Genomic DNA, 25296 nt, shown 5'->3' on the forward strand with positions numbered 1-25296 from the left:
TCTCAAATAACGCTGTTTCCTTTTCTGGAAGCTACATTCCGACAGGGGTTTTAATCCCTGTCGGAATTTAGCAAATTTCCTCTGAAGACTACTGCATATTAGGATTTGATTCAATTTTAACCCCTGGGAGGGCTATTAGCCCGAAAGTAGAGTGCAGGGCGGGTTTCAGCAGAATGAAACAGCCGGCACTTTTCTAGGTGGGGACTGGAGTGCTACTCATTTCACGACGGATTCTTGATAATTTATATAGATTGTATTTTGACTTTTTAAGGTAACAATTTTTTCATCAGGTATCGGAAATTTGGGCGATCGAGCTATATTAAAAAATTCACTTAATTAAACATTGTATTTATCAAGACACGAGACTGCCGTGTTCCTACGGTATTTCGGGTTCATTTAACCGCATTTGAGATTAACTGCAGAAACTTATACGTAAGTAACAGGCTCGAATCCCGATCGCCAAAGTATAAAATGTTGTTCTTAGCAAATAAGTGGAATTTTCGTTCGGTCGATCGAAAACTATGCTGTTTATACCCTAAGATATATACACTAGCTTTTTTTAAGTTAATGTCGGGGTTGAAGTCAGCCGATATGGAAGCAACAGTAGAGCTAGTAAATTTGACTGCGGTAATGCCTGGATATCGCCCGATCGCGCAATTGTACACCGATTCTCGCTCGGCGGTCGATCGCGCGGTGCGCGAGAAAGACCGGCAACCCGCCGCTAAAATGCTCAAACGTACGTCCTTGTCGCGGAGGATTTCCGGGACGCGGTGCTGCCAAAATACCATAAAGTTGCATCAGCGGCCGTTAATTGCATCGGTCGAAATAGTCTTCAAGCGAACAGACATTCAAAGGCGGACTCGAACGGAACCCTGTTATTTACAAATATATGAAACCTCCCAATATTTAAATTTATCTTGAGTGTTACCTGCCAGATTGAGCGGTATAAAATTGATCGAAAAGAGGCCGCGGATTCGCGATATATTCGAGCCGTAATCCGAAGCCAATCGACAGGGGAAATGGAGGCAAACCTTATCCGAGGAATTGTGTTTCGATGGTAGTAACGATGATGCACGACTTTTACGATGCGCTGGCACATTTGGCAATCTATGCAGGTGCCGCACCGACGGAGCGCCAAAAAATCCTTAAGCGCGTTGGGGCTAGTCAGAAAAAACTCAAAGAATTCGCGCACCATACCCCGCTCAATTACCAACACAAGTTCGATCTGGTGGAGGCAGAATGGCTCCGCGTTTTGGGGCAGACAGCAGAAGCAATGGAACTGTACGATCGAGCTATTACCGGAGCTAAAGCTAACGAATATTTGAATGAAGAAGCTCTTGCCTGCGAACTCGCTGCTAAGTTTTACCTGTCATTGGGAAGAGAAAAAATTGCGCGAGTCTACATGATAGATGCCTATGATTGCTATGTCCGCTGGGGAGATCGAGGCAAAATTGATGACTTAGAAAAACGCTATCCTCAATTGTTGGAACCGATTTTGCAGCCAGCAAAACTCGCTGCAAATCCATTAGCAACTTTCGCAACACCTGCCAACCAAAATCAATCGGTGCATCCATCCATTCTGCCATCCATTTATCGGTCTGTGTCGGCGAGTGTCTCAGATTTCGGAAGTTTTTCAACTCTACTAAAAGCTTGTCAAGCGCTATCTAGTGAAAGAGATATCGATCGACTGATTGCCAAACTGATGCAACTGGCGATGAGCAATACAGGAGCTGACAAAGCAGTGCTGCTAAAGCCAAACGGCAATCAATGGGAAATCGCTGCTACGAGCGCGATCGACAATTCGGGCGTCCAGAAGGCGATCGGCTTACAATCTGCTGCACTCGATGAAAACAGCGATATCCTGCCCCTCAAAATTGTTGACTGCGTTAAAAACTTGTTGAAACCTGTGATTGTTCGGGACATCCCTCAAAAATGTGATTGGGATTCCGACTCCTACATCCTCAAATACGAACCGCAGAGCCTGTTGTGTTGGCCGGTTCTCGATCGAGGTAACTTAGTCGGCATTTTGTATCTAGAAAATCGGTTAACCGCAAGAGTTTTTACCCGCGATCGCCTGCAACTTCTCAATCTTCTGTGTTGCCAGGCAGCCATCAGTTTGCAAAATGCTCTGCTCTCTAAAAAATATCAGGATTACAGCCAACAATTAGAGCGATCGCTAGAAAAATTCAGCCGAACTGAAGCTCAGCTTGCCGAGCAGAAAAAAATGCTCCAAGCGATTATTAATGTCGCTCCGATTTGGATTTGGATGGTTAATCCCAGGGGTAAAGTACAGTTTTTGAACAAAACCTTTTCTCAAGATGTGGGCGTGCCTGTGAGCGCTTTCCTAGCTGTCGATCATTACAAAGATATAATGGGAGAGGATGCAGCGGGATGTATGGTTTCAGATGCCGCCTGCCTTGCCCAAGAGTTGCCGCATTACTCCAGCGAAACTCTCAGACTTGTTGACGGCAAACTACACTATTTAGAAATCACGAAAGTGCAGTTAAAAAATTCCCAGGGCGAGACGATCGGGATTATTGGTTTGGGTGTTGATGCCACAGAGCGCAAGCAAGCAGCGGAACTTTTGCAAGAGCAAAATCAACAGCTCGAACAAACTTTAAAAAATTTACAGCAAGCGCAACTGCAAATCGTGCAAAGCGAGAAAATGTCGGCATTGGGCAATTTAGTCGCCGGAGTCGCCCACGAAATTAACAATCCCATTGGGTTTATTTCTGGCAATTTAAGCGAAGCTAAAAGGAGTTTGGCAGATGTTATAGAACACTTAGAATTGTATCGCTCCGATGCACCGAAATCGGATATTGCCGACCATGCCGAAGAGATAGACCTCGATTATCTCTTGGAAGATTTACCGAAGATGATTGATTCCATGCAAGTCGGGTGCGATCGCATTTGCAGCATCAGCACCAGTTTGCGTACCTTCTCCCGAGGCGACAAAGACTACAAAGTTCCTTTTAATATTCACGAAGGCATTAATAGCGCTATTTTAATTTTGAAACACCGCCTCAAAGCAAACGAACAGCGTCCGCCGATCGAAGTGATGACTAAATACGGCAATCTCCCTAAAATCGAATGTTTTCCCGGTCAATTGAATCAAGTTTTCATGAACCTGCTTGCGAATGCGATCGATGCCTTAGAAGAGTCAAATCTAGGACGCAGTTTTAGCGAAATTTCCGCCAATCCCAACCGCATCACGATTTGCACTGATGTAATGGGCGAAGGGTACATTCAAATTAAAATTGCTGATAACGGCACCGGGATGAAAGAGGAAGTGAAACAGCAGATATTCGACCATTTGTTCACCACGAAAGGTGTCGGCAAAGGAACAGGATTGGGGTTGGCAATTGCCCGTCAGATTGCGGTTGAAAAACATGGCGGAACCATCGAGGTGATTGCGGAGCCTGGAGTTGGCACTGAGTTTGCGATCGTTTTACCTGTGCAGGGATAAATTTTAATTTTAATTAAATGTTTTTTGGGCGATCGCGTAATAACATACAGCAGATTCCACATTTATGAAGTACACTCGCCTATCGTTAGTAGGGACACGGCACTGCCGTGTCCCTACACTTCACAAACCTGGAATACGCTGTATATAAGCTGCCCAAGTTATTTTATACTTATTGTCCGCAACAACATAATTTTTTGTGCAAAACCTCCTCTTGCTTCCCGCCGCTTCACTTGTTCCGCCCAAAGTCGATCGCCCGAAATCCCAAAACTGACCATCACCGCATCTATCACCTCATACAAATCAGCCAATTCCGCCACCAAATCCTCCCCGTGGGCCTCCGCCGCTTCCGCCGCTTCCTCAATCAATTTCTGTCGTAAAGCTTGACAGTATTCTGCATCGGACAAAATTACAAACTCGCATTCATTCCCGCTTTTGCGAATAATTTCAGGAATGCGATCGCGCACCAATTTATTGTACTGTTTTCCCACTTTAAACACTCCTTCAACCTTGACTAAAAGTTTGAATCAACCAGCGGCGATTAATTTCCGCGTCATCTTCCGTCAGACTCCGGTTCAAAGCTTCCTCAACTAAAGCTATTTCCAGCCCCGGTAAAACCAGCGAACTTTGAATCCTTCCGCTACCTCCGCCATTAATAGCAAAGGCAAAAACCTGCCGCCTGTTCGCATTATTCACCCACTATTCACCTATTCCTGCGCCTTCATAAAGCAACCGCTTGCCGCCTAAATCATCGTTAAAAGAAGACGCACCAATTTCTACTACCAAACTGGATCGTATTCATTCAAATCAACAGGTGAATTGCTGTCATCAGGAGGCACTCTCAAATCAGAACCAATGTAGTAAGCTAGATCGGGTTGAAACTCGCCAATACCTGCTTTGCGAAAACTGGTATTAGTAAACTGAACTACTCGGATATTTCTGAAAGTAGCAAAAAGGATAATTGCATAGGGAACGATAGAATTTTGACGCCCATGACGCGGCCTGACTGGTGACATTTCTACCCTCATCTGTTCTTAATAATAATAAAACTTGCCCTTTTCGTAATTTGAATCCTCAGTAAACGCCAGAAACTCTTCCCACGTCGCCTTCAGCCAAATATCCGTTGCCAAAACCTGCGTAATTGCCGAACTAGAAGCCATAATCCACCTCTACAATTTCCGTATATTCAAATTCATTCGGACTGCGCCTAACTAAAGGATAGCGCGTCCCGCCCAGTTCGATCGCATCTTCTTCGCAATCAGCTTTCGGAGAATTGTACACCAGCACGTATTCCCGGCCAATGCAACTTTCCATCTCTCGAGCAACTTCTCCCCGCCACTGAGTTTTAGTTACCAAAACGACCAATTGATTCGCCAACTTCGGCAGCTTATTCGCGATTTGCTTGCGATAAATCTCGTCCAAACTCCCAAAGGGAGAATCCATCACAATTGGAAACGTACTGCTATCAGGGCCCATCAAAGTATTCTTTTGACTCCACTCCCGCACGCCCTCAATAATCCCGCCGATAAACGACAAACTGAGAATTTGATTTTCTCCTGTAGAAGCGGCCACTAAAGATTCTTTTCCAGAGGTATTTTCTATTAGCGTCAGTTCGTATTTATCGCTCAACTTGGGGATGTAAGGAGTAAAAGAAATTTGACTAAAAATATCTTGCACCCGCTTTTCTAACTGAGAACAAAACTGTTTTTCTAAGCGCGATCGCACTTCAGTTAGGCGATCGATCGCATCCTGAGTCGCAGCAATCCGCCGCTGGGCTAATACTTGCCTTTGCTCATTCAGTTGCTGCTTGTCGATTTGCTTGTCCAAAGCCACAACCGACGCATTCAAACTCTCAATCTGCTGCTGGTTAGAGCCAGTTTCCCGGTGCAAATCGCCAATTTTTGTCTCAATTTCATCCAAGCGCTTTTGCAAGCGGCTGACATCCTCGTCAGGAAAATTTCGCAGCTTGTTGTGAATATCGTCTAACTGCGTTTCCACCCGAGAAAGTTCGGTTCTGTCGCGGCTGATATTGCCTTGCTGCCGATCGATATCCTCCCAAAAATCAGCCACTTGCCTATCAATTTCATTTACTCGATCGCTAATCCGAATAGTAGTTTCTTCCACATCGCCAACACCCGCTTTATCCATCCAACCGGTAACATTTTGGCAAGCTTCAGAACCCTCCACTAATTCCGCACCGCAGATACACCGCTGCTGCGCTAATAACTCTTCCAAAAACGGCCGCTGAATCCCCGAAAACAACGAGCCTTTTTCCCGCAAGCCACCGACAATCACTTCAAATTCAGCCGCCGCCTCCGACAAAAATACCGCGTAACCCCGCAGAGAAATTGCTCGTTTCATCGCATCTGAAGCTAGAACAATTTGTTGCTTAAATAAACTCCCTTGCTTTCCCAATTCCTCTCGCAACTTTTGCCACTCAGCAGCACCACTGAGTTCCCGCAAATTACCGTTAACTGCTTTTTTTAATTCACCTTGATGAGTCAATTCTTGCTCAATCTCCACTTGTTTTTGTAAACGTTGTTCAACCTCTTCCTGAGCGTTTTGCTTATTTTTTAAAAGTTTCTTGATTTCGGAACCGCCAATCATTGTCAAATCAGTTTCTAGAGACTTTTTGGCATCTCCCAAATGTCGGATCGAGCGATTCAACACCTCTACTCCCAGCAATTCCTTAGTAGCTTCAGCAATTTCTGCTTTCTTATCGTGCCGAACAATTTGCTCGATTCGCTCCCCGTCAAAAAAGAAATATTGATGCAAGCTTTCCGGCAAAATCCGTCCGATAATATCATCTGGATGTTGCGGCGGTAGCACACAGCGACCGTCATCCCTCACTACCTGCATCGACAATTCGCTTTTGCTGTACTCTACAGTATTTTCACTTTTATAAGCGCGACAACTACGCTTTGTTTTGTAGCGCTTGCTGTCGTGTTCAAATACGATTTCCACCCAACAATCTACTCTTTTGCCCGGTTTTGCTTCCGCAATAGCGCGTTTATTGACTAATTGTTCTTCCGCAGCAACAGCCGCGCTATATTTTCCGTAAAGTCCCCACGTAAAGGCATTCATCAAGGCAGTTTTGCCAGCACCGTTATTACCGTGAATTACTGTAATATTTCGCTCGCCCCAAGCCAGCTTAATTTCTGGAGTTTTGCCGTGAAACTGCCGAAAATTGCACAGACTAATTGAAATTAACTTCATACAATTGCTTCCTTAATAATTTTCAAAATGTCATCGCTAATATAGCGGGGAGATTTCATGTATAGCTTATCTTTTTCAAGTTCCAATACGCGCTCGATAATTTGCCTAACTTCTGTCGGCGCGCTAGTAATTGGTTCCTGTACGTCGCTCAATTCCTGATGAGTTTGATAAGAAGAACGCTTTTCTGCTAAAATGCTTGTCGGTACGGATACGATCGCACTATCTTCATATCTAAAAGCCATAATTAGATTTTCATTCAGATTTTCAGTCATGTTTTTTTGGCAAATGTTAAAAACTAGCAACTCAAACTGCGATCAAATAATTCTATATTTTTAACATAAACCGAACCCGAATAAATGTCAAATATCTAACAATCCGTAACGTCTCTGAATTTGCAGCAATTTCACCCTAGCTTCTCCAGCATTGTCGGCTAAATCGGCAAATTCCAAGAACCGCCTCAACTCTTTTCGCAGCAAATTGCGCTCGACTTCTAAGGTTTCCCGACCCAAATCTGGAGGCAAAACTATCATGTCGAATAAAGTTGCCCTTTCTTTGCCGGGATGCGGCCGCAAAATCCGTCCCCGGCGCTGAATAAACTGGCGCGGATTGCTGCTGCTTGCTAAAATTACAGCATTGCGAATTGCTGGAATATCAACGCCCTCATCCAAACAGCGAATCGCTACTAAACCTTGCAATTCTCCGCTCTCAAATTCTCGGCGCAATCGTTCTCTTTCTGCTAGAGGAGTCGCCGCCGTATAAGTGTTAACTCGATAGCCTAATTCTGAACCCAATAACTTCGCGGTTTCTGTTAGCTGGCGGTTGTTATTTCGGCGCGCACCTGCTTCGACAGAGCCGTCGCCGCAGTAAAATAAAGTGTGGGCTGTGTCGAGACGGTGAATCATTAATTCTCGCAGCGCTGTTAATTTATTGGCCGCCGCTCCAATTAAGCGAGCTCGCTGAATTAATAAAGTCGTTAAAGCATCGTTTTCTTCTACTTTTTCATCGCCCCAAAGCGCCCAGCCAATCTTTTGAGTTAAGCGGGAATATTTGCGGGTTTCGGATTCGGTCAATTCTACCAAAATCGGATAGTATAAATAATGTACTAATGCTTTTTGGCGGATGGCATCTGCTAAGGTGAGTTCCGGCTGCAAAACAGGGCCGAAATAATCTAAAATAGCTTCTGTTCCCTGTTCGTCGAAATGCCTTTCTGGGGTGGCGGAAAGGGCGAGTCGCAGTCCAATATTGCGCGGCAAACTTTGTCCTAAACGGGGCGCACCTAGGTTGTGAACTTCGTCTCCAATAATCAGGGTTTTTTCTGGGAAATAGCGGAGTTGCGATTGCAAATTATCGGACATTAATGTGGCGTTAGTGGTGATGATTGTGAGAAATGCCCGATCGTCCGATCGCACTTCATACAAACCCGCAGCCAGCTTATTCTGCCAACTGCGGGCGCTATCAAAAGCCAAAATAGGTTTTAAACCAAATTTCTGGGATTCGCGCGCCCATTGATTCACCAGGTGGCAGTAAGGGCAAATTACGAGCAGGACTTGCAGGTTAATTTTGTGGTATAATTCAGTGGCGATCGCCAGCGCAGTAATCGTCTTGCCGCTACCCGTCGCCATCTTCAGGGTACCGCGTCCCTGATTCGCAAACCAATTAGCAACCGCCACTCGCTGATACTGCCGCAATTGCAGCGGTGGCGGCATTCTCGGAAACCCAAATTGCGAATTATTAGCCGTTGAGCGATTCACCTTTCAATGCCGTTAGATGCAAAATTCCCTATACTCAACTGTAACTCACGGGCGATCGAAACTTAACAGACCAAACAAATCATCCGCCGACAGTTGCAAACCCGACAGCACATCGAGCACAGGTAAAACATCCTGATTCTCCTTCGCCTCTGGTTGCTGCTGCGGTTTAAAAACCAGAACTAATTTTTCTTCCGGGTCAATCAACCAACCCAGTTTAGCATTGTGATTTAAGCAAAACAAAATATTATTAATGACCCGAGTTGGATTTTGATCCGGCGATAAAATCTCAATTGTCCAATCCGGCACAATTTCAAACCTATTTTCTATTTCTCCATTAGCATTGAGAGGAATGCGCGACCACTCAAACACTGCTATATCTGGAACAATAGAACGTCCCCCAAAAGTGCAACGCAATTCGGGAAACGCATAAGCTAACTTCTGCGGTTTGCCAACTCGATTAATAACCGATGGAAACTCGAATTGTAACGTACTGTGTTTTCCTTGCGGCATAGCTTTTTGATAAATTTGACCGTCAACATACTCGCTAGCAGGCTTAGTTTCTGGAAGCAGCAGAAACTCTTCGAGAGAAATCTTTGACGGAGACTGAATTGACGTTACCATAAACAATTAACCCCTCAAAAACTCAACTCCGACATTAAAAATTCATATCGCTGTCAGCTTCCCAATCAGCGCAACTCTCAGATTCCACACCAGTAGGGTGCATCGCACAAACCAACAAATTTCCCCCGTAAACTTGACCGTGATAGTTGCTACAACCGCGACAAGCCGGCTGCTGCGTCGGCGAAGGGTCTACATAAGTCACCATCGACAAATCTATCTCATCAAATTGCGGGTCAAAGTCCCGGCAAATTTCAATTATCGGTTCCAGAAATTCATTGAAATAACCGTCAAATTCATTGAAATAACCATCAATGTCGTTAATCAGATTATTTTGTACTTGTTCTGTAAACTCTTCCGAAATCTTTGCCAAAACGTCCAGCATTTCGACAAATTCTTCGCTGATGTCGGTGAAAAAATGCTCTACTTCAACAACAGCATTTTCCATTACTCCAAAAAAATCTTTAGACCAATCTTCCATGAATTTGACAGCTTGCTATTGCAAAATATTTAACAGACAGGTGCAGCCAGCCTCATGCGAGGCGATCGCACCTACTTTCAATTCTATTACCTATTGCCTTATATCCGTCCACATCTGGCAAGGGAGATATTCAAAAAGGGAACTCAAGAGTATTATCCTGACTTCCCTTCATGCTTTGCGGCGCGAGCTTTTTGCTGCTTAATCCCGCTTCAGCCGCCGCAATTCATCTTGTAAATTCTGCACCTGTTCGCGGAGCTTATCTACGCCACCGGTTTCTTTAGCATCTTTTGCTGAAAAATCTTCTTCCTCAGAAACAATTTCAATCCGCCGAGGTTCAGCGGGTTTTTTGTCCCCAGCCGGTTCTACGGGCGGTTGCTGCTGCTGAGCCTGTTGTACCATATCATCAACAAAGCGGCGGGCTTCTTCCGTTGACATCTCGCCCCGCTTCACCAATTCATCTGCCAGCTTTTGGGCTTCAGTGCGCAATTCAGTTAACTTGCTGCCAGCTTTTTCACCAGCATAGGAAGCTAGCCCGACACCAAGGTAAACTGCTTTTTGTAAAATATCTCCGAAACCAGGCATAGGAGCTACACCTCATAAAACTGGGTGAACCGGAGACCACGCCTATTACAAGCATCCCGTGTTGCTGCTACCTTCCGGTCCTGACAAGATTTGGGCGTTGGAATCGCGTGGGTCCAGTTCATTTATGAGTATAACACAGTTATTTATTCTTCAACCACACACCAGTGATAAATTTCATAAATAACGCAACCGTTCTTCACCAGGGGGTCTTCAGCGACGATCGCCTTTGCCTCATCCATCGAACCCGCCTCAAACACCAACATACCGCCGCCCCGCCTCGCCCAGTAGCCAGTTTTCGCTCGGTGTCCTTTAGAAATCAACTCTCGGACATAAGCTCTGTGAGCTGGCACGTACTGGTCAAAGACAGGCTTTTCGACAATTCCTTGCTCAATTTTGACAAACCAAGGCATTTTTATTTGGGATGTTAGATTTTATATTTTAGATTGGGAATGGGTGATGATGAATGGGGTCGAGGGCAAATGCGACCTATGCCATTTTCCAGCATCCTTTCTTAACTGCGATGTTATCCTATGAACCAGTCAAAACAGCGATTTTTTATTGCTTTAGTGCCGCCTCCCGATATTGAACAGCACATTACTGAGATTAAACTATATTTTGCGGAACACTACAACAGTCGCCGCGCTTTGAATTCGCCACCACACATCACGCTACAGCCTCCTTTTGAATGGCCGGCGGCGGATGTTCCCAAATTAGAGGAAAGTTTGAACCAGTTTTCTGCAAACCGGCTGTCAATTCCGGTTACTCTATCCGGTTTTGCTGCTTTTGCTCCCCGCGTCATTTACGTTGATGTTGTCAAATCGCCAGCATTGCTGGAAATTCAAAAAGATTTGATGAGTTATATCGAAGCAAATTTGGGAATTGTCGATCGAATTTCTCCACTTCGCCCATTTGTACCGCACATGACTGTGGCATTTAGCGATTTAACCGAGCCAAATTTTGATGCTGCTTGGTTGGAATTTAAAGATCGATCGCTCCACTTTCAGTTTACCGCTTCAACATTAACTTTGCTGCTTCACGACGGCAGTCGGTGGAACATCAGCAAGCAGTTCCCACTTTCAGCCTAAACTCTCTCTCTTCTTTCTCTTCCTTCGCGGACTTCGCGTCTTCGCGGTTCGTTATTTATTCCCAAAAAATCTTGTTATAACAATTCCGGTTGCATCGGAATTAATATTACCCGAGATCGGGACACGGCACTGCCGTGTCCCTACAATTAATCTGGCGCGCAAGAAACGGCACTGCCGTGTCCTCTATGTCATTCCGGCGCAGCCGGAATCGATCTTATAAGTTTGTAGCGATGACTTTACTCCTCACTACAAACCTGTTTAAATTTAAAGGCCGTCACAGCTTACCGATCGCTCTTATTCGGAGTTGCAAGTGCTACAGTTCCGTAAACCGAAATTCCCGATTGTTTCAAGATTTGAATGGCCGACTTAACCGTAGTACCGCTAGTGTAAATATCATCAACTAACAGCACTCGATCGCGCGGGAGCCGGCGGCGAAAATCTTTCCCCAAACTTAAAGCATTTTTCATTTCCGCTTGCCGCTGCTGCGCTGTCAGAGCGAATAAAGCCTGAGTATTTTTCACCCGATCCAAACCGTGCCGCTGCAAAGGCAAATTAGTCAGCTCGCAAAAACTTTCAGCCAACAGTTCCGCCTGGTTAAAACCGCGCTCCTTGAGCTTTTCTTTGTGCATGGGAATCGGTACAACTGTTAAATTGTCAATAGCCAATTCGGGAAAACTCAGCCAAGCTTCCGCCAGCCAGCCGCCTAGAGGTTTCGCTAATTGCGGATTGCCGTCATATTTCAAAGCTGCGATCGCCCGTTTCAGAGTCCCGCCGTACTCGCCCCACACAAAAACACGCTGCTGTGAATGCCAAAATCGACCGGGATCTGCTAACTGACATCGCTGAAGTTGCTTGTGACAGTACGGACAAAACTCTCCGGCGGCCGGTCGCTGACAAAGAGGACAGTTAGACTTAAGAAAAAGATTGAGAAAAGATTTGACTAATCCCGTCCATTTTCGCTGGTTCATCCTAAAATTGGGGTAAGTGATTAATGGGAAAAACTATCAAATTCAATCTGTTTCCACGGACAGGCTCGCAGCGTGAAAAACCTCTACTGGTTAGACAAAATTCAACCTTCAGACCGAGATGCAGTGGGAGAAAAAGCATTTTACTTGAGCTGTTTGCTCCAGAAAAATCATCCCGTTGTACCGGGTTTTGTCGTGCCGGCTACAACATTCTGGCAGTTTTTAGAGTCGATCGACTGCCTAGAACCGCTGTTTGCTGACTGGCCGCACTCTTCCCTGCACTTGAATGTCGATGAACCCAGACAACTGCAATCGATCGCCCGCAGCATCCGCCACCAAATCCTCGCAGGCAAACTGCCAGATTCACTGCTCTCCACCCTAGAGTCTGCTGTTTGTCAACTCAACTCAAACTCCAAAGCCTTAATTTTTCGCCCTGCGCTGGCTTCTTGGAACCCGAAAACAACCGGAATCCTGGAAGATCACGCAGTACGGGCAGAACCAGAAGCCATTGGGGCCGGGATCAAACGAGCTTGGGCAGAACTGTTCAGAGCCCAAAGTCTATTTTACTGGCAGCGGTGCGGCCTGCTGTTACAGCAAATCAATCCCGCAGTTTTGGTGCAGCCACTTCAAGAAGCAATCGCCGCGGGCGAGGTGAAAACTAACGCGGGCGCACAGTGGGAAATCCAAGCCACCAGCGGTTTGGGATTGTCCCTCGCTAGGGGAGAAACTATCCCCGATTACTATCAAGTGCAGCCGGAAACAGGCGCGGTTAAATTCCAGCGGCTCGGTTACAAAACATTAGCCTACAATCTCAAAGTCGGCGATGGAGAACAGAAAAAAAAACTGCATATCGGCAATTTTGCTGCTTTCCCAATTCCCCATTATCCATTTATACTTCCTGATTTTGCTGACAGTTGCGTGGAAGTTTTAGCGCTGGGAAAGGAAGCACAAACAGAATACGTTTTAGAGGAATCGAAACTGCAAGAAATCATTGAATTGAGTAAAAAAGCGAGCGCAGAATTTGACTCTGATTTGATCTTGGAGTGGACGATAAATCAGACAGCAAACAGCAGCGAACCGCATTTTTATTTTACTCAAGTTCGTCTTTTGAAAGGGGAAAAAGTCGCGTCGGTATGGGAAAAGCCGATCGCCAAGGCCAGGACTCCTGCGATCCTCAGAGGTTTGGCTGCCGCATCAGGAAAAGTTGAAGCAATAGCCCAAGTTATGACTAATTCCCACCCAGAAAACGCCCAATTCTTAGCCGGAGGCATTTTGGTAGCCCGCACAATCGAGCCGCACTGGCTGCCTTGGCTGAAAGTTGCTGCTGGGGTAGTTGCGGAACAAGGAGGCATGACAGCCCACGGCGCTATTTTAGCCAGAGAATTGGGGATTCCCGCCGTTGTGGGAGTTGCCGGGGCCACTCGCGCGATCGCCTCGGGCGATAGGGTGTTGGTAGACGGCGATAGCGGAGAAGTTTTTGCCACCCCCGAACAGGATGCGATCGAGAAACCAGACAGCAACCGGCTTCGGGACACAGTAAAAAATGCAGATACATACAGTACAGCCGCCAAAATGTCAATAGCCAACCACCAATCTTCAACCTCAGATCGATCGTCCAATCCCGGGCATAAATCACGACGGGCTGAGCCTGCCGAATCAGTTTGGGGCGCGCCAACGGCTACTCAACTGCTAGTTAATGTCAGCCAAACAAGTTCGATCGAGCGCCTCAAAAATCTGCCAATAGACGGCATCGGATTGCTGCGATCGGAATTAATGGCATTGGAAGCTTTGGACTGTCAAAACCCCAAAGTTTGGTTGCAAAACGGCCGCCAATCGGAATTTGTCGATCGCATGGCGGATTGCCTCAGTTTATTTGCTGCTGCAGTTTCGCCGCAGCCGATATTTTATCGCTCTCTTGATTTGCGCGAATCAGGAACCCACGGCAGTTTCAGCTCTACCTTTGAACCCGAGTTATTTGATTGGGAACTGTGCGTACTTAAAAAAGTCTGCGAGTCAGGCCATACAAATGTCAATTTAATTTTGCCTTTCGTGCGCTCTGTTGAGGAGTTTGTCTACTGCCGCCAGCGCTTAGAAACTATTTGGAAAAAACGGCCATCCGAGTTTCAACTGTGGATTATGGCGGAAGTTCCTTCGGTGTTATTTTTATTGCCAGATTACGTAAAAGCAGGAGTTCAAGGAATTTCCATCGGCACTAACGATTTAACTCAATTTTTGTTAGGCATTCACCGCGACTCCGAACAGGTAGCAGGTGGTTTCAACGGGCGCGATCGAGCAGTGATGAGGGCGATCGAACAATTAATCCGACAGGCCCGGGCTGTCGGCATTCCTTGCTCGATCTGCGGCGATGCTCCAACATTGTATCCCGAGACAGTTGAATCCTTTGTGGGGTGGGGGATTTCGTCTATTTCGGTCAATGTCGATGCTGTAGAACAAACTAGCAGGGCGATCGCCCGCGCCGAACAGCGCCTTCTCCTAGAACTCGCTCGATCGATAATTAACAATTAACTACTCCCGGACGCACTTTACCTCAGAAACCCCGTTTCTACTCTAAATCATAGCTTTGGCAAGCAGCCACCAAACGTCACACCTGTATCAACACGGCGCCCTGTCTGGCGCCGGACACGGCACTGCCGTGTCCCTACAGGCATGAATTACGGAAACGGCACGGTGCGGTGTCCGGCGGGGGTCGCCAAACGTAACCGTAGGGAAACGGCACTGCCGTGTCCTATTTGGCCACCAAACGTCACACCTGTATCAACACGGCGCCCTGTCCCTAAAAAAAACCTCTGCTAGTACCTACTTACCACCAAAAGTGCTGTAGTAACTGCCCTGACGGTGAGGACGTTATTAATTGCTCAAACATGAGCTCTTATATTGCTTCTTCCTTCCGCTATCAAAAGCTCCGATTTTAAAGCTAGGATAGAAATATCACCAACACTTTACCCGGAGGTACAAACAGTGAAATCAAAAATTATTGCAACCGCAGCAATACTTGCCGCTCTCGGCTGTCTGCATCCCCACCCAGCATTATCTCAACCTGCAACTGACGGCGGGACAAAACCCGGATTCTGGCAACCTCAAGCGCAGGTTGACAATAGTCGCAACATTACCCTCAGACTGTTAAATGAAACAGGATTAAACCTAGAATACGGTCAATCAGGTGCCAGCTTGTCATCCTTGCCCGTCGGAGTCACCAAAAACATCATTGTTCGCATCAGCAATCGCACCGGCGACATTGCCAATATTCCGATTAATGCCACAGGAGGAACCACAACTTTGAAATACGACTATAACGTTGACTCGCAGAAAAACATTGTGACGATTCGCATCACCAGATCGGACAGCCGCACCATGCAAGATCGGTCAGTTTATATTGATGAAAAAGGGCGAGTTTACTCTTTTTAAGACAGACATTCATCAACCCGGTTTCTCCTAATAAATCTTGGCTTTAGCAGCGAGGTATCCGAGAAGAAATCGGGTTTATAGACTCCCGCGAGTAAATTCTGTCTCGATCGAAAAGTATGAATCAAGTGCAGCCCATAAAGGTCGATGTTTTTGTGCAGCGGATTTGACATTGCATCCCCAAAATCAACTGCTGCTAGCAATTCGGCGCTACTGGCGCACTTGTGCATCAGGTGGGTTTCGAGAGGATGTCAACCGCCGCATCGCGGACTAATATTTGCCGTTCCTCTTGATACCTGCGCCTCGATTTCCCTCTTCTTTTGGTTTAGCTTTGTTCACTCGCAAGGGGCGCCCCATCCACTCTGCACCGTCTAATGCGGCAATTGCAGCGTCTTCTTGGGCATCCTCCATCATCTCAACAAATGCAAAACCGCGCATCCGACCGGTTTCCCTGTCGGTTGGCAAGACAACTCGCTTGACAGTGCCGTACTCTGCAAATACTGCTTTCAGGTCTTCTTCGGTGGCGCGGTAAGACAGATTTCCAATGTAGATAGTCATGTCGATCGAACAGAACTTGTTGTGCTATACATAATAACCTGTACGTTTTACTGTCAAGTGCTATCTAGCTTACAACTAAGCTAATCGTATCTGACTAAAAGGGTTTGCCGCATTGACAAACCCTTTGTACTGACTGCAATAGTTACTGTTTTTCCTTAGTCGATCGAGATTGACTGAGGCCCCGTGCTTTTATTACCATTGGTGGCTTCGGCTGCGGGTGCAGTGTATGATGTTGAACCGGCTTGCTCGTCGATCCAGCTTTTAACGGGCTCTTCGTGAAGGTTGAGTCGAAGCAGGCCAGAAAAAAATCCGCCTGCGAAGGCGATCGGCTGTTGGATCAATTCTTTGGCCATTGGGATGAGTTCGTCGAGGAACATTCAAGAGTCTCCTTGTGCTGCTGGGGTTCTACTTTAACTGTACCGTTTGTATTGCGATGCTGGCAGCAGTATAAAAAAACTCTGTTCTCAACGCTGAAGATGGGCGATCGGGCAATTTGCGGGCTAATGGCCTACAATGTTAATCCATTTGCTTTGAAAACTTTATGTGCCGTTTGCTTGGCTACCTCGGCGAGCCGATTTTACTCGATGCTATTCTGTACAAGCCGGAACATTCCCTAATTGTGCAGAGTTACCAGCCCCGCGAAATGACTTCTGGCGTACTCAATGCTGACGGTTTTGGTATTGGTTGGTATCACCCGCACCTAGATACTGACCCGTTTACCTATAAAAATGTACAGCCAATTTGGAGCGACGTTAACCTTCCGAGTATCAGTCGATATGTTGAATCCGGCTGTGTTCTAGGCTATGTTCGCAGTGCAACTTCAGGACAAGCTATAGATTTGAGCAACTGTCAGCCGTTTCAGAACGATCGCCTGCTGTTCGTACACAACGGCTTCGTAAAGAATTTTCGGCAAACTCTTTACAGACCAATTCGCGATCGGCTCAGCGATACGGTTTATCAATCAATTAACGGCACTACCGATTCTGAGCATATCTTCGGCTTGTTTGTCAATGAATTGACAGCCGCCAATCTGACTCTAGAAGCTGCTTTGCAAAACTCGCTGAAAACTTTGGCAGAGCTAGCAAACTTTCACCAAGTAGAATTTTCAGCTAATATAATTATCAGCGACGGACACCAGCTCGTTGCCTCTCGCTTTGCTTCCCAAAAAGCCCCTCCTTCCCTCTATTGGGTGCGAGACGATTTAAATTTCCCGGATTCTGTCATCATTGCTTCTGAACCTTTATTTGCTGGCAATTGGCACGAGTGTCCAGTCCAGAGCATTATCAGTACCGGAGTAGATCGTGATATCCAAATCTATCCAATCTTGTAGAGAGGCAATTTATTGCGATTTGCAGCATTGTCGAAGCGGCACTTTCAAGCTATTTACAGGCATCGATTACGATACTTTTTGCCGCCAAGCTCATCCTGATTTCAGTCCGGTGGGCTGGCACTTAGGTCACATTGCTTATACTGAAGATTTGTGGCTGTTGCAGCGGTGTGCAGGGTTGAAACCCGTCTTTCCTGAGTATCATCAACTGTTTGCTGCTGATATTTTACCGAAAAAACAACGGGTTTTTCTGCCGACATTACATGAAGTTGAATTATATCTGGACGCGGTGAGAAAAAAGGTGTTAGATTATTTGGAAGTAGCGCCGATCGACGAGCAAGAACGTCTCTGGCGGTTTATTATTCAGCACGAAAGTCAGCACTGCGAGACAGTTGCTTTCGTGTTGCAAATGCAGGAGAAGGAAGAAGGAAGTTCGGCAACGGATTTGGACACGGATACACGGATTAATTATAATTATCTACAAGGGGGAAGAAGGAAGAAGGAAGAAGGAATATTAATGCCCAATTCCCGATGCCCAATTCCCGATGCCCCATGCCCAATTCCCAATTCAGCGATTGAAATTCCGGGCGGGAAATTTTACATGGGAAGCGATGCTGCTGAGGCTTTGGATAATGAGCGATCGCGCCACTTGTGTTATTTAGAAGCATACTCGATCGATCGCTATCCCGTCACTTGCGGTCAATACCGAGATTTCATGGAATCCGGCGGCTATCAAAACCCTGATTGGTGGTCAGCAGACGGCTGGAAATGGCTGCAAGCCGATCCAGTCTCTCAACCGCTTTACTGGTCAGAAAATCCAGCTTTCAACAACCATCCAGTTTGCGGCGTGAGTTGGTACGAAGCCGAAGCTTACTGCAACTTCACCGGCAAGCGTTTGCCATCGGAAGCCGAATGGGAAAAAGCTGCGAGTTGGGATGCCACAAATCAAAAATATCGCATCTATCCTTGGGGAGAAGAACAGCCAAACGGCAGCCTGTGCAATCACGGCAATAATATGGCAAATACCTCGCCAGTTGATGCTTTTCCCAAAGGAGCAAGTGCGATCGGCTGCTGCGATATGTTGGGTAATGTTTGGGAGTGGACTGCTTCAACTTTTGACGCCTATCCGGGATTTGAAAGTTATCCTTACAGGGGATATTCTCAAGCTTATTTTGATGGAGAACACCGGGTTTTGAAAGGCGGGAGTTGGGCGACTTTTCCGCAGGCACTGCGATCTAGTTTTCGGAATTGGTACTATCCGGGCGTGCGGCAAATTATTTCTGGTTTTCGCTGCGCTAAGTAGTTCGCTAGTTAATTATAATTGCCATCAAATTTGTTCACAGTCACGAATTTATTCATCGGAATTTTCCGATGAATAAATTCCTTAATACTTGCATTATAAAGCTTATGTTAGGAACATCAGATAAATGGATTGAGAGAGTATTGGGCAAAAAAAATGTTTGCGAAATGCCTAACTTTTTTCCATGTAACAATCTCAAATAAAACAAGTTTGGTTAATTATTTTATAATTTTTATGGATAAATTTTAAGTTTTAATTGTGGATGCGATCGCCATCCGGTGAGACAATACATAACGGAGAGCGGCATGAAAAATCTGACTTGAGCGCGATATTTGGCAACGCGACGGCGTGCTATACCCATATGTGCATCTAAAAATTACTTTATGAAATCCCCAAGACTGTCCGACACGACAAACTCAGCCTCAACAAAGGAAAACCGGCTGCACTTAGAGCGACTGGTGAGCGCTGCGGCACCGACACCCGCAGAAATCAATGCTGGCAGCGATGCAGTTAGCGGGTTGACTCAAACCCCCAAATCCCTGCCTCCAAAGTATTTCTACGACGATCGCGGATCAAACCTGTTCGAGTTGATTTGCCAGTTGCCAGAATACTACCTGACACGCACTGAGACGGCGATTTTGCAGGAGTGCGCGGGGGCGATCGCCCATTTGACGGGCCCGTGCGAAATCGTGGAACTCGGCAGCGGCAGTTCCACCAAAACTCGGATTCTTCTTGATGCTTACAGCCAACTGGAATATCCCCTGCACTATTTGCCGATCGACATCAGTCCTACTATCCTAGAAAGCAGCGCTTGTCAACTGTTGGCAGATTATCCGTCGCTCCAGATTCACGGACTTGTGAGCACTTACGAATTAGCCTTAGCTAAAATTGCACCGTCGCCGTTGCCAACCCGAATGATTTGCTTTCTAGGCAGTACCCTCGGCAATCTCAACGCTCGAGAATGCGATTTGTTCTTCTCGCAAATTGTCGGTGCATTGCAGCCGGGAGAGTATTTTTTGCTGGGAATTGACTTGGACAAATCTAAGGATATTTTAGAGCCTGCCTACGATGACAGTCAAGGAGTGACGGCGGCATTTAACTTGAATATGCTGCGGCATTTAAATCGGAGGTATGAGGGAAATTTTGATTTGGCGCAGTTCGAGCATTGGGCTTTTTACAATCAAGAGGAATGTCAAATTGAAATGCACTTGAAAAGTAAAAAAGCGCAAACAGTTCAGTTGCGCGCTCTCAATTTAACAGTGGAATTTGCAGCAGGAGAAACTATCCGCAGCGAAATATCGCGCAAGTTCAATCTCAATACTGTAAAGGAAGAACTTTCGCAGCGCGGTTTAATGCCGGTGCAAGTTTGGACAGATCCAAATCAGTGGTTTGGCTTGATGCTGTGCCAAATTTCTGATGTTAATAAATGAGTTCTTCAGATATTACCCACAGTCAGGACACGGCACTGCCGTGTCCCTACAAATCGGGCAATGGTTACATCGGATTGGGCGATGGCGGGCGAGCCTTCGCCGGTGCTACGATGTTTTGAGGTAGGGACACGGCACTGCCGTGTCCTCAATTTCTTGTGTTGTCAATGGTTCTGAATTCAGGATATCTTCTTAGCAATTACCAATTCCCAATTCCCAATTAACAAATCGGCCGCTGTCCGGGTTTGACGGCGTGAATGTACTCGCTGCCCGAGGTCGGCCATCCCCGCTTATAATAAGCTTCCTCCGGCTTCCCCCAGCCCAACTGCAACAAAATTTCTAGAAAATCCAACTTTTCCCACTTCGAGAGACTGGCCCATTCTGTGCGCTGGACGATCGCCTCCACGTCAACCGGCTCGATCGATCGAAAATCTTTCCCGCTGTTAATGCTTAAATACAAATCCATCCCCGCAGTTACCTGCTGCCAGAATTCCAACATTGAAATCTTGGCCGCTTTCAGCGTCATCAAATCAACTGGCAAAGCTATTAATTGGTCGTCCACTGCCGGATAGCGCAGACTATAGCCTTTAACCGCCATTTCCCGCCACACAATCCCAGAAACTTGATGTTCCCGCTGGTATTCGTGCACGGCAGCCTTAAAATTTTGATAAGCAGTGAACTTCTGCACGCCCTCAGATTTGAGAAAGCGGTCAATCACGGGGTTGCCTGTAGCAGGAGTTTGAGTCAAGTTGAGGCGTCGCCCGTGCAAGCAGGCTTGGCGCTCTTCTTCGAGGATTTTAATAAGTTCCGCCGTGCTGTAGACCTTGGGCATCTTTATTCAGGCAAAATCAATAGATTTGCTGGTCTGGCTGGTTTTCTCGGCTAATTTTCAGTAAAGATTGTTTGTTTTTTTGAGCAATATCACTTTGCCGTTATTCTAACTTTTCTTTGTGCTTACTTCTAGCTTGACAGTTTACAGGAGTTGAGCCCAGAAGTCCCGAAAGCCTCTTGAAAAAAGCAGTTAAGAGGATATCGAATCGCGAGTTAGGCTGGGAAATGTGCCGCAGGCGTACCGGGCGGGATTTTTCGCCAAAAACAAAGCCCCCTCGAAGGAGGGGGCCAAACTGATTTAGAGGTTTGGGAGTATATCTTATCTAAATTCCGGTTGCACCGTCAGGTGATTGTTGACTGTTGACTGTTGACTGTTAACTGTCAGTCGAAAAACTGAATGATGGTTGAGTGTTGACTGCCCTTCTCGATTTTTCGCCCGACGATGAAGCGCGGATTTGATATGATCTCGTTTCCGGTTGCATCGGAATGATACCCAGGACACGGCGCCGTGCCCTTGGACTACCCAGATTAATTGTAGGGACACGGCAGTGCCGTGTCCTGATTTCGGTAATATTAATTCCGATGCTACCGGATTTGATATGATGGGTCGATCGAACAACCCGAAAAAAAATCAGCCTTCGCACCTGCTGTCAACTACCAAAACTCAAGTTTTTAGTCTCAAAGCTTAGTAGCGTCGTGAAGAGCGATCTTTGTCGCCCCAGCCGCCGCCACCACCCGAGGAGCGTTTGTTGTCTTCGCGAGGTTTGGCTTTGTTGACTTTCAAGTCACGGCCCATCCACTCAGCACCATCTAGAGCTGCGATGGCTGCTGCTTCTTCTGCCTCGCTTGCCATTTCCACAAAAGCAAAACCGCGCATCCTGCCTGTTTCCCGGTCCATTGGCACTTGGACGCGGCTGACAGTACCGTACTCGGCAAATACTTGGCTGAGGTCCTCTGACGATACCTCATAAGAAAGATTACCCACGTAAATCGACATAAAAGCTCCAGAATCATTAGGGTGCAGAGAGTTAGATTCGGAGAGACGCTTGTAAATAAACACCAACAAACTACGCAACCGAATTTAATTCTTGAGCGACTACTATAACATGAAGCCAGCAGAATCAGCCATTGGCGATCGTAATTTTCAATTTTGGGTGCCGTCGGGCAATCTCCGACAGAAAGTATTCGTGATAGTTGACATCTTGCACTTTTGGCGTTATCTGCTTGGTTTCTTGCGGAGGTATCAACTTGAGAGCCGAGATTTTTCGTCGCTGTTACCCGGTTGATTGGGTTTTATTGAGAATTGGACCCGATCTCAGTTATAACTGACATCGGGCCTGTTAAGCGAGAATGGTGCAAGATGTGATATCAATTCCGCTCTTCATCGGAATGATATAAACGGAGGACACGGCAGTGCCGTTTCCCTACAATTTATCGCGGTAGGGAAACGGCACTGCCGTGTCCTCGCTTGTCATTCCGGTGCAGCCGGAATTGATGTGAGTGATAACGGTTGTTTTACCGGAGACGATATCATTACTTCTGCGATCGAACTTTATCCGTATATCGCAATAGTATTTGATTTGTGAATTAGATTTTTATCAACCGCAGAGGGCGCAGAGAACGCAGAGGAAGAGAAAAGAGGAAAAGTTTGAGGAGTGCGAGGGGCTCGCACTACTTTGAAAGCTCTCATTACCATTTTCCTGGGATTGTATCCTTGAGCCTCAATTCTTCTCGACTGACTAGAGCTTCGTAGTAATCGGGTTTGATTTCCAGGGCGACTCCATAAGAGCTAATGGCATCTTGAGTCCGCTGCAATTTTTGCAAAACGTCGCCCCGCTGCGCCCAAGCTTCCCAGTTGTCCGGCTTGAGTTGAATCACTTGGTCAAAAGCGACGAGTGCTTCGGAATAGCGCTGCATTTTCCCCAGCAGGAGACCTCGCTGCACCCAGCCTTGATAGCTGTCGGGCCAAATAGTAATTGCTCGATCGTATGATGCGAGAGCTTGTTCGTACTGCTGCAAAGTGGACAGAGCGTTACCGCGTTTTAACCAAGCTTCAAAGTTATCTGGCACGATTTTAATTACGCGGTTGTAAGCGGCGACGGCTTCTTCGTAACGCTGCAATCTTTCGAGCGCCGCCCCTTGCTGCAACCCTACTTTTGATGTAATTTCTGCTTCCGAACTCAGAGAGATTACTTTATCAAAACAGGCGATCGCTTCTTCGTATTGCTGCAATTTTTCTAGAGCTTCGCCTCGCAAATTCCAAGCTTCTAGAAAATTACCTTCAATTTGTAGGGCATTGCTGTAAGCGATAATGGCCTCTTTGTAGCGTTCCAATTCTGCGAGGGCGATGCCTCTACCCAGCCAAGCTTCGGGGAAGTTCGGATTAATTTGAATGGCTTTGTCAAAAGCTGCGATCGCTCCTTCATAATCTCTCGATTCTGACAGTGTTTGACCGCGCCCGATCCATGCTTCTGGATAAAAAGCATTGATTTTAATAGCTCGATCGAAACAAGCAATTGCCCCATCGCGCCACTGGTGTTTGAGGGCCATACCTTTATAAAACCAAGCTTCGCAGTCGTTGGGTTGCAGTTGCAGGACGCGATCGTAAGCTGTCACCGCTTCTGCATATTTGTGCAATTTTGCTGAAGCAATGCCTCGATTGAACCAAGCCAGACTATTTTGCGGTTGCAGTTGAATGGCGCGATCGTAAGAAGTTACAGCTTCAGCGTAACGTTCCGCCTTCATCAGAGCCAAACCTCGGTTCAGCCAAGCTTCCCAATTAGTGGGGACGAGTTTCAGCGCGCGCTCGTAAGCCGCCACGGCCTCACCGTAGCGCTCCGCTTGCAGCAACACGTTGCCTTGCCGGTACCACATCGCGGGCAAATTCGGATGAATTTGGGTTGCTCTTTTGTAACAGCTTGCTGCTGTATCCCACTGCTGCAATTCCTCTAAAACTCGGCCCCGCTGATACCAGGCTTCGTGCTTTTCTGGATTGATTTGAATTGCTTTGTCGAAAGCCGCGATCGCTTCTGAGTGATTCTGCAAATTTAACAACGCTGTCCCGCGCAGCATCCAAGCCCAATATTCTTCTGGATTAATTGCAATAGCTCGATCGCAGCAGACCACCGTTTCTGCGTTGGAGTGCAGTTGCTTGTAAGCTTTGCCCAGATTCAGCCACGCCCTGGCCCAGTCCGGCTTAATTTGAACCGCTTTTCCGTAGCAAATGACTGCCGCTTCGTACCTTCCCGATGCGTACAATCTATTACCCCGATCGTAATCGGGAAATGCTGCCAAAATTCTTAAAATCGGCGGCAGCAGCGCTGGCTGGGGGTTTGAGGAGTTTTCTGAAGCCGAAGTCGAGAGGTCTGGCATACGCCTTACATATATAAAATTTAGTGGGATAACAAGCTTGCGGTCTTATATAGCGGTTCTCAAGTAAGTGAGGTACGTAGTCGATGCTCTAGCCCTCCGATCGTGCTTATGCAGTAAGTGATATAAGTGCCTAACAACTCCAATTACCAATTATCAGTCATACCTCATCTACCCCAGAAGAGCTATATATTAACTTATGCTTTTCTTAACTCGCTGCTGTTGTGAGACAAACTTAGCATATCAGGTCTGCTGCCACAAATTATGTTTACTTAACTGTAATGTATAAAATTATGCACCGCTCCCACTTTGCGTATACCGCTGTAAAATACGGTCAGTCGATTTTCAATTTTCGATTTTCGATTGACCGAAAGCATCCAGGATACAAGCCCCCGGATTCATCCGTGGAGAAATAAAAAACCTGTATCCGATGAAACTTGCCCCCCGAATTTATCCGTGTGGTCAATGCTTAAATCTAAAATCTAAAATCTAAAATCTAAAATCGATTGACTCCACAGATGAATCTGGGAGCTTGAACCAGAGTCTAAAATTTCGATCTCTACACTAAGCTGTTCGACATCTAAATTGCATTTTTTGTGCGGGCGAGACGCCCACCCCACAAGAACTTTGTCAAATTTTGACTGTGCAGTTTAAATGCAGAACAGCTTACGAGTGTCGGAAACTTGTAATAGCGAGCGAGACGCTCGCACGCTATATCATCCAAATATATTATTCTGATGCAACCCTCCATGATATGAAAGCAAAAATGGGATGCTCCCAAGAAGGCAGTGTGTTAACTTTTATTACAAAGGCTATACATCTTATTACTGTAGTTTAGACTAACCAAAGATGAGAACGGTGGCAAAAGAAGAACTAGAGCCACCGCGCTGGGAGAGAATG

The 25296-nt window shown here is 46.4% G+C and carries 29 protein-coding genes, 1 other RNA gene and 1 pseudogene; 13 read left to right on the forward strand and 18 right to left on the reverse strand.

The annotated features are described in order from the left end of the window. The first annotated feature begins 591 nt into the window (after positions 1-591). From QUA02_RS23910 to QUA02_RS33710, 3 genes and pseudogenes are all read left to right on the forward strand, one after another. Positions 592-921, forward strand: a complete 330-nt coding sequence (locus tag QUA02_RS23910) for a hypothetical protein (RefSeq protein ID WP_333031431.1) — start codon at positions 592-594, stop codon at positions 919-921. 481 nt (positions 922-1402) lie between these two features. Next, positions 1403-2107, forward strand: a pseudogene (locus tag QUA02_RS33705) (GAF domain-containing protein); the annotation flags it as partial. Positions 2108-2224: 117 nt separating this feature from the next. Next, positions 2225-3466 (forward strand): sensor histidine kinase, encoded by a 1242-nt coding sequence (locus QUA02_RS33710; protein WP_445305200.1) that lies wholly within the window; start codon positions 2225-2227, stop codon positions 3464-3466. Between the two features lie 158 nt (positions 3467-3624). Here QUA02_RS33710 and QUA02_RS23920 read toward each other — a convergent pair whose 3' ends face one another. From QUA02_RS23920 to QUA02_RS23975, 12 genes are all read right to left on the reverse strand, one after another. Continuing rightward, positions 3625-3954 (reverse strand): pyrophosphohydrolase domain-containing protein, encoded by a 330-nt coding sequence (locus QUA02_RS23920; protein WP_333031437.1) that lies wholly within the window; start codon positions 3952-3954, stop codon positions 3625-3627. Positions 3955-3967: 13 nt separating this feature from the next. After that, positions 3968-4159, reverse strand: coding sequence for a hypothetical protein (locus tag QUA02_RS23925; RefSeq protein ID WP_333031439.1), 192 nt, complete (start codon positions 4157-4159; stop codon positions 3968-3970). Between the two features lie 83 nt (positions 4160-4242). Further along, complete coding sequence (locus QUA02_RS23930) at positions 4243-4479, reverse strand: PDDEXK family nuclease (RefSeq protein ID WP_333031441.1); 237 nt, start codon at positions 4477-4479, stop codon at positions 4243-4245. A gap of 18 nt (positions 4480-4497) precedes the next feature. After that, positions 4498-4623, reverse strand: a complete 126-nt coding sequence (locus tag QUA02_RS23935; protein ID WP_333031442.1) for a hypothetical protein — start codon at positions 4621-4623, stop codon at positions 4498-4500. Beyond that, positions 4613-6679: an AAA family ATPase gene (locus QUA02_RS23940; RefSeq protein WP_333031445.1), complete on the reverse strand. Its 2067-nt coding sequence runs from the start codon at positions 6677-6679 to the stop codon at positions 4613-4615. Before QUA02_RS23940 ends, QUA02_RS23935 begins: the two co-directional genes overlap by 11 nt. After that, positions 6676-6951, reverse strand: a complete 276-nt coding sequence (locus QUA02_RS23945) for a hypothetical protein (protein ID WP_333031447.1) — start codon at positions 6949-6951, stop codon at positions 6676-6678. The genes QUA02_RS23940 and QUA02_RS23945 overlap by 4 nt, the downstream gene beginning before the upstream one ends. Positions 6952-7038: 87 nt before the next feature. Further along, positions 7039-8385 (reverse strand): DNA phosphorothioation system restriction enzyme, encoded by a 1347-nt coding sequence (locus QUA02_RS23950; protein ID WP_333031500.1) that lies wholly within the window; start codon positions 8383-8385, stop codon positions 7039-7041. Between the two features lie 90 nt (positions 8386-8475). Next, complete coding sequence (locus QUA02_RS23955; RefSeq protein WP_333031451.1) at positions 8476-9051, reverse strand: Uma2 family endonuclease; 576 nt, start codon at positions 9049-9051, stop codon at positions 8476-8478. A 34-nt stretch (positions 9052-9085) separates the two neighbouring features. Beyond that, complete coding sequence (locus tag QUA02_RS23960) at positions 9086-9529, reverse strand: hypothetical protein (protein WP_333031454.1); 444 nt, start codon at positions 9527-9529, stop codon at positions 9086-9088. A gap of 198 nt (positions 9530-9727) precedes the next feature. Beyond that, positions 9728-10111 carry a phasin family protein gene (locus QUA02_RS23965; RefSeq protein WP_333031456.1) on the reverse strand — a complete coding sequence of 128 codons (384 nt, stop codon included), beginning with the start codon at positions 10109-10111 and terminating at the stop codon, positions 9728-9730. 23 nt (positions 10112-10134) lie between these two features. After that, positions 10135-10231, reverse strand: an RNA gene (gene ffs, locus QUA02_RS23970) — signal recognition particle sRNA small type. 23 nt (positions 10232-10254) lie between these two features. After that, positions 10255-10521 carry a YciI family protein gene (locus tag QUA02_RS23975; protein WP_333031458.1) on the reverse strand — a complete coding sequence of 89 codons (267 nt, stop codon included), beginning with the start codon at positions 10519-10521 and terminating at the stop codon, positions 10255-10257. Positions 10522-10641: 120 nt separating this feature from the next. On the opposite strand from QUA02_RS23975, the gene QUA02_RS23980 reads away from it, so the two are divergent. Then, positions 10642-11196, forward strand: a complete 555-nt coding sequence (locus QUA02_RS23980; RefSeq protein WP_333031461.1) for a 2'-5' RNA ligase family protein — start codon at positions 10642-10644, stop codon at positions 11194-11196. A 281-nt stretch (positions 11197-11477) separates the two neighbouring features. Here the strand turns inward: QUA02_RS23980 and QUA02_RS23985 are convergent, their stop codons facing one another. Then, the gene (locus QUA02_RS23985; protein WP_333031463.1) at positions 11478-12164 is read right to left on the reverse strand and encodes a ComF family protein; all 687 of its coding nucleotides are present in this window, start codon (positions 12162-12164) and stop codon (positions 11478-11480) included. 72 nt (positions 12165-12236) lie between these two features. Between QUA02_RS23985 and QUA02_RS23990 the strand changes: the two genes are divergently transcribed. The 3 genes from QUA02_RS23990 to QUA02_RS24000 all read left to right on the forward strand — a co-directional run bounded on the left by QUA02_RS23990 (position 12237) and on the right by QUA02_RS24000 (position 15858). Beyond that, complete coding sequence (locus QUA02_RS23990; RefSeq protein ID WP_333031466.1) at positions 12237-14687, forward strand: putative PEP-binding protein; 2451 nt, start codon at positions 12237-12239, stop codon at positions 14685-14687. A 453-nt stretch (positions 14688-15140) separates the two neighbouring features. Further along, positions 15141-15587, forward strand: coding sequence for a hypothetical protein (locus tag QUA02_RS23995; protein WP_333031468.1), 447 nt, complete (start codon positions 15141-15143; stop codon positions 15585-15587). A gap of 37 nt (positions 15588-15624) precedes the next feature. Continuing rightward, a complete protein-coding gene (locus QUA02_RS24000; protein ID WP_333031471.1) occupies positions 15625-15858 on the forward strand; it encodes a hypothetical protein in 234 nt (77 codons plus the stop codon). Here QUA02_RS24000 and rbp (QUA02_RS24005) read toward each other — a convergent pair. Both rbp (QUA02_RS24005) and QUA02_RS24010 read right to left on the reverse strand, forming a co-directional pair. After that, positions 15855-16142 carry an RNA-binding regulator gene (gene rbp / locus QUA02_RS24005; protein WP_333031472.1) on the reverse strand — a complete coding sequence of 96 codons (288 nt, stop codon included), beginning with the start codon at positions 16140-16142 and terminating at the stop codon, positions 15855-15857. The genes QUA02_RS24000 and rbp (QUA02_RS24005) overlap by 4 nt on opposite strands. A gap of 155 nt (positions 16143-16297) precedes the next feature. After that, positions 16298-16519 (reverse strand): ssl0294 family protein, encoded by a 222-nt coding sequence (locus tag QUA02_RS24010; RefSeq protein ID WP_333031474.1) that lies wholly within the window; start codon positions 16517-16519, stop codon positions 16298-16300. Between the two features lie 164 nt (positions 16520-16683). On the opposite strand from QUA02_RS24010, the gene egtC reads away from it, so the two are divergent. From egtC to QUA02_RS24030, 4 genes are all read left to right on the forward strand, one after another. Further along, on the forward strand, positions 16684-17472 hold the full coding sequence (gene egtC / locus QUA02_RS24015; RefSeq protein WP_333031477.1) for an ergothioneine biosynthesis protein EgtC: 789 nt from the start codon (positions 16684-16686) through the stop codon (positions 17470-17472). Then, positions 17444-18772 carry an ergothioneine biosynthesis protein EgtB gene (gene egtB, locus QUA02_RS24020; protein ID WP_333031479.1) on the forward strand — a complete coding sequence of 443 codons (1329 nt, stop codon included), beginning with the start codon at positions 17444-17446 and terminating at the stop codon, positions 18770-18772. The genes egtC and egtB overlap by 29 nt, the downstream gene beginning before the upstream one ends. A 380-nt stretch (positions 18773-19152) precedes the next feature. Continuing rightward, positions 19153-20199, forward strand: coding sequence for an L-histidine N(alpha)-methyltransferase (egtD, locus tag QUA02_RS24025; RefSeq protein WP_333031481.1), 1047 nt, complete (start codon positions 19153-19155; stop codon positions 20197-20199). Beyond that, complete coding sequence (locus QUA02_RS24030; RefSeq protein ID WP_333031484.1) at positions 20196-20318, forward strand: hypothetical protein; 123 nt, start codon at positions 20196-20198, stop codon at positions 20316-20318. The genes egtD and QUA02_RS24030 overlap by 4 nt, the downstream gene beginning before the upstream one ends. Before the next feature lie 98 nt (positions 20319-20416). On the opposite strand, the gene QUA02_RS24035 is transcribed toward QUA02_RS24030, so the two are convergent. Beyond that, the gene (locus QUA02_RS24035; protein WP_333031486.1) at positions 20417-21028 is read right to left on the reverse strand and encodes a hypothetical protein; all 612 of its coding nucleotides are present in this window, start codon (positions 21026-21028) and stop codon (positions 20417-20419) included. Between the two features lie 547 nt (positions 21029-21575). Here QUA02_RS24035 and QUA02_RS24040 point away from each other — a divergent pair. Further along, positions 21576-21716 (forward strand): hypothetical protein, encoded by a 141-nt coding sequence (locus QUA02_RS24040; protein WP_333031489.1) that lies wholly within the window; start codon positions 21576-21578, stop codon positions 21714-21716. On the opposite strand, the gene rbp (QUA02_RS24045) is transcribed toward QUA02_RS24040, so the two are convergent. Then, positions 21713-22024 (reverse strand): RNA-binding regulator, encoded by a 312-nt coding sequence (gene rbp / locus QUA02_RS24045; protein ID WP_333031491.1) that lies wholly within the window; start codon positions 22022-22024, stop codon positions 21713-21715. The genes QUA02_RS24040 and rbp (QUA02_RS24045) overlap by 4 nt on opposite strands. A gap of 91 nt (positions 22025-22115) precedes the next feature. Here rbp (QUA02_RS24045) and QUA02_RS24050 point away from each other — a divergent pair, with 91 nt between their 5' ends. Next, complete coding sequence (locus QUA02_RS24050; protein ID WP_333031493.1) at positions 22116-22313, forward strand: hypothetical protein; 198 nt, start codon at positions 22116-22118, stop codon at positions 22311-22313. A 403-nt stretch (positions 22314-22716) separates the two neighbouring features. Here the strand turns inward: QUA02_RS24050 and QUA02_RS24055 are convergent, their stop codons facing one another. After that, positions 22717-24399, reverse strand: a complete 1683-nt coding sequence (locus tag QUA02_RS24055) for a tetratricopeptide repeat protein (RefSeq protein WP_333031494.1) — start codon at positions 24397-24399, stop codon at positions 22717-22719. Positions 24400-25296: the final 897 nt, after the last annotated feature.

The sequence above is a fragment of the Microcoleus pseudofavosus SVA1_A4 genome (assembly GCF_036700565.1).
Classification (GTDB): Bacteria; Cyanobacteriota; Cyanobacteriia; order Cyanobacteriales; family Microcoleaceae; genus Microcoleus.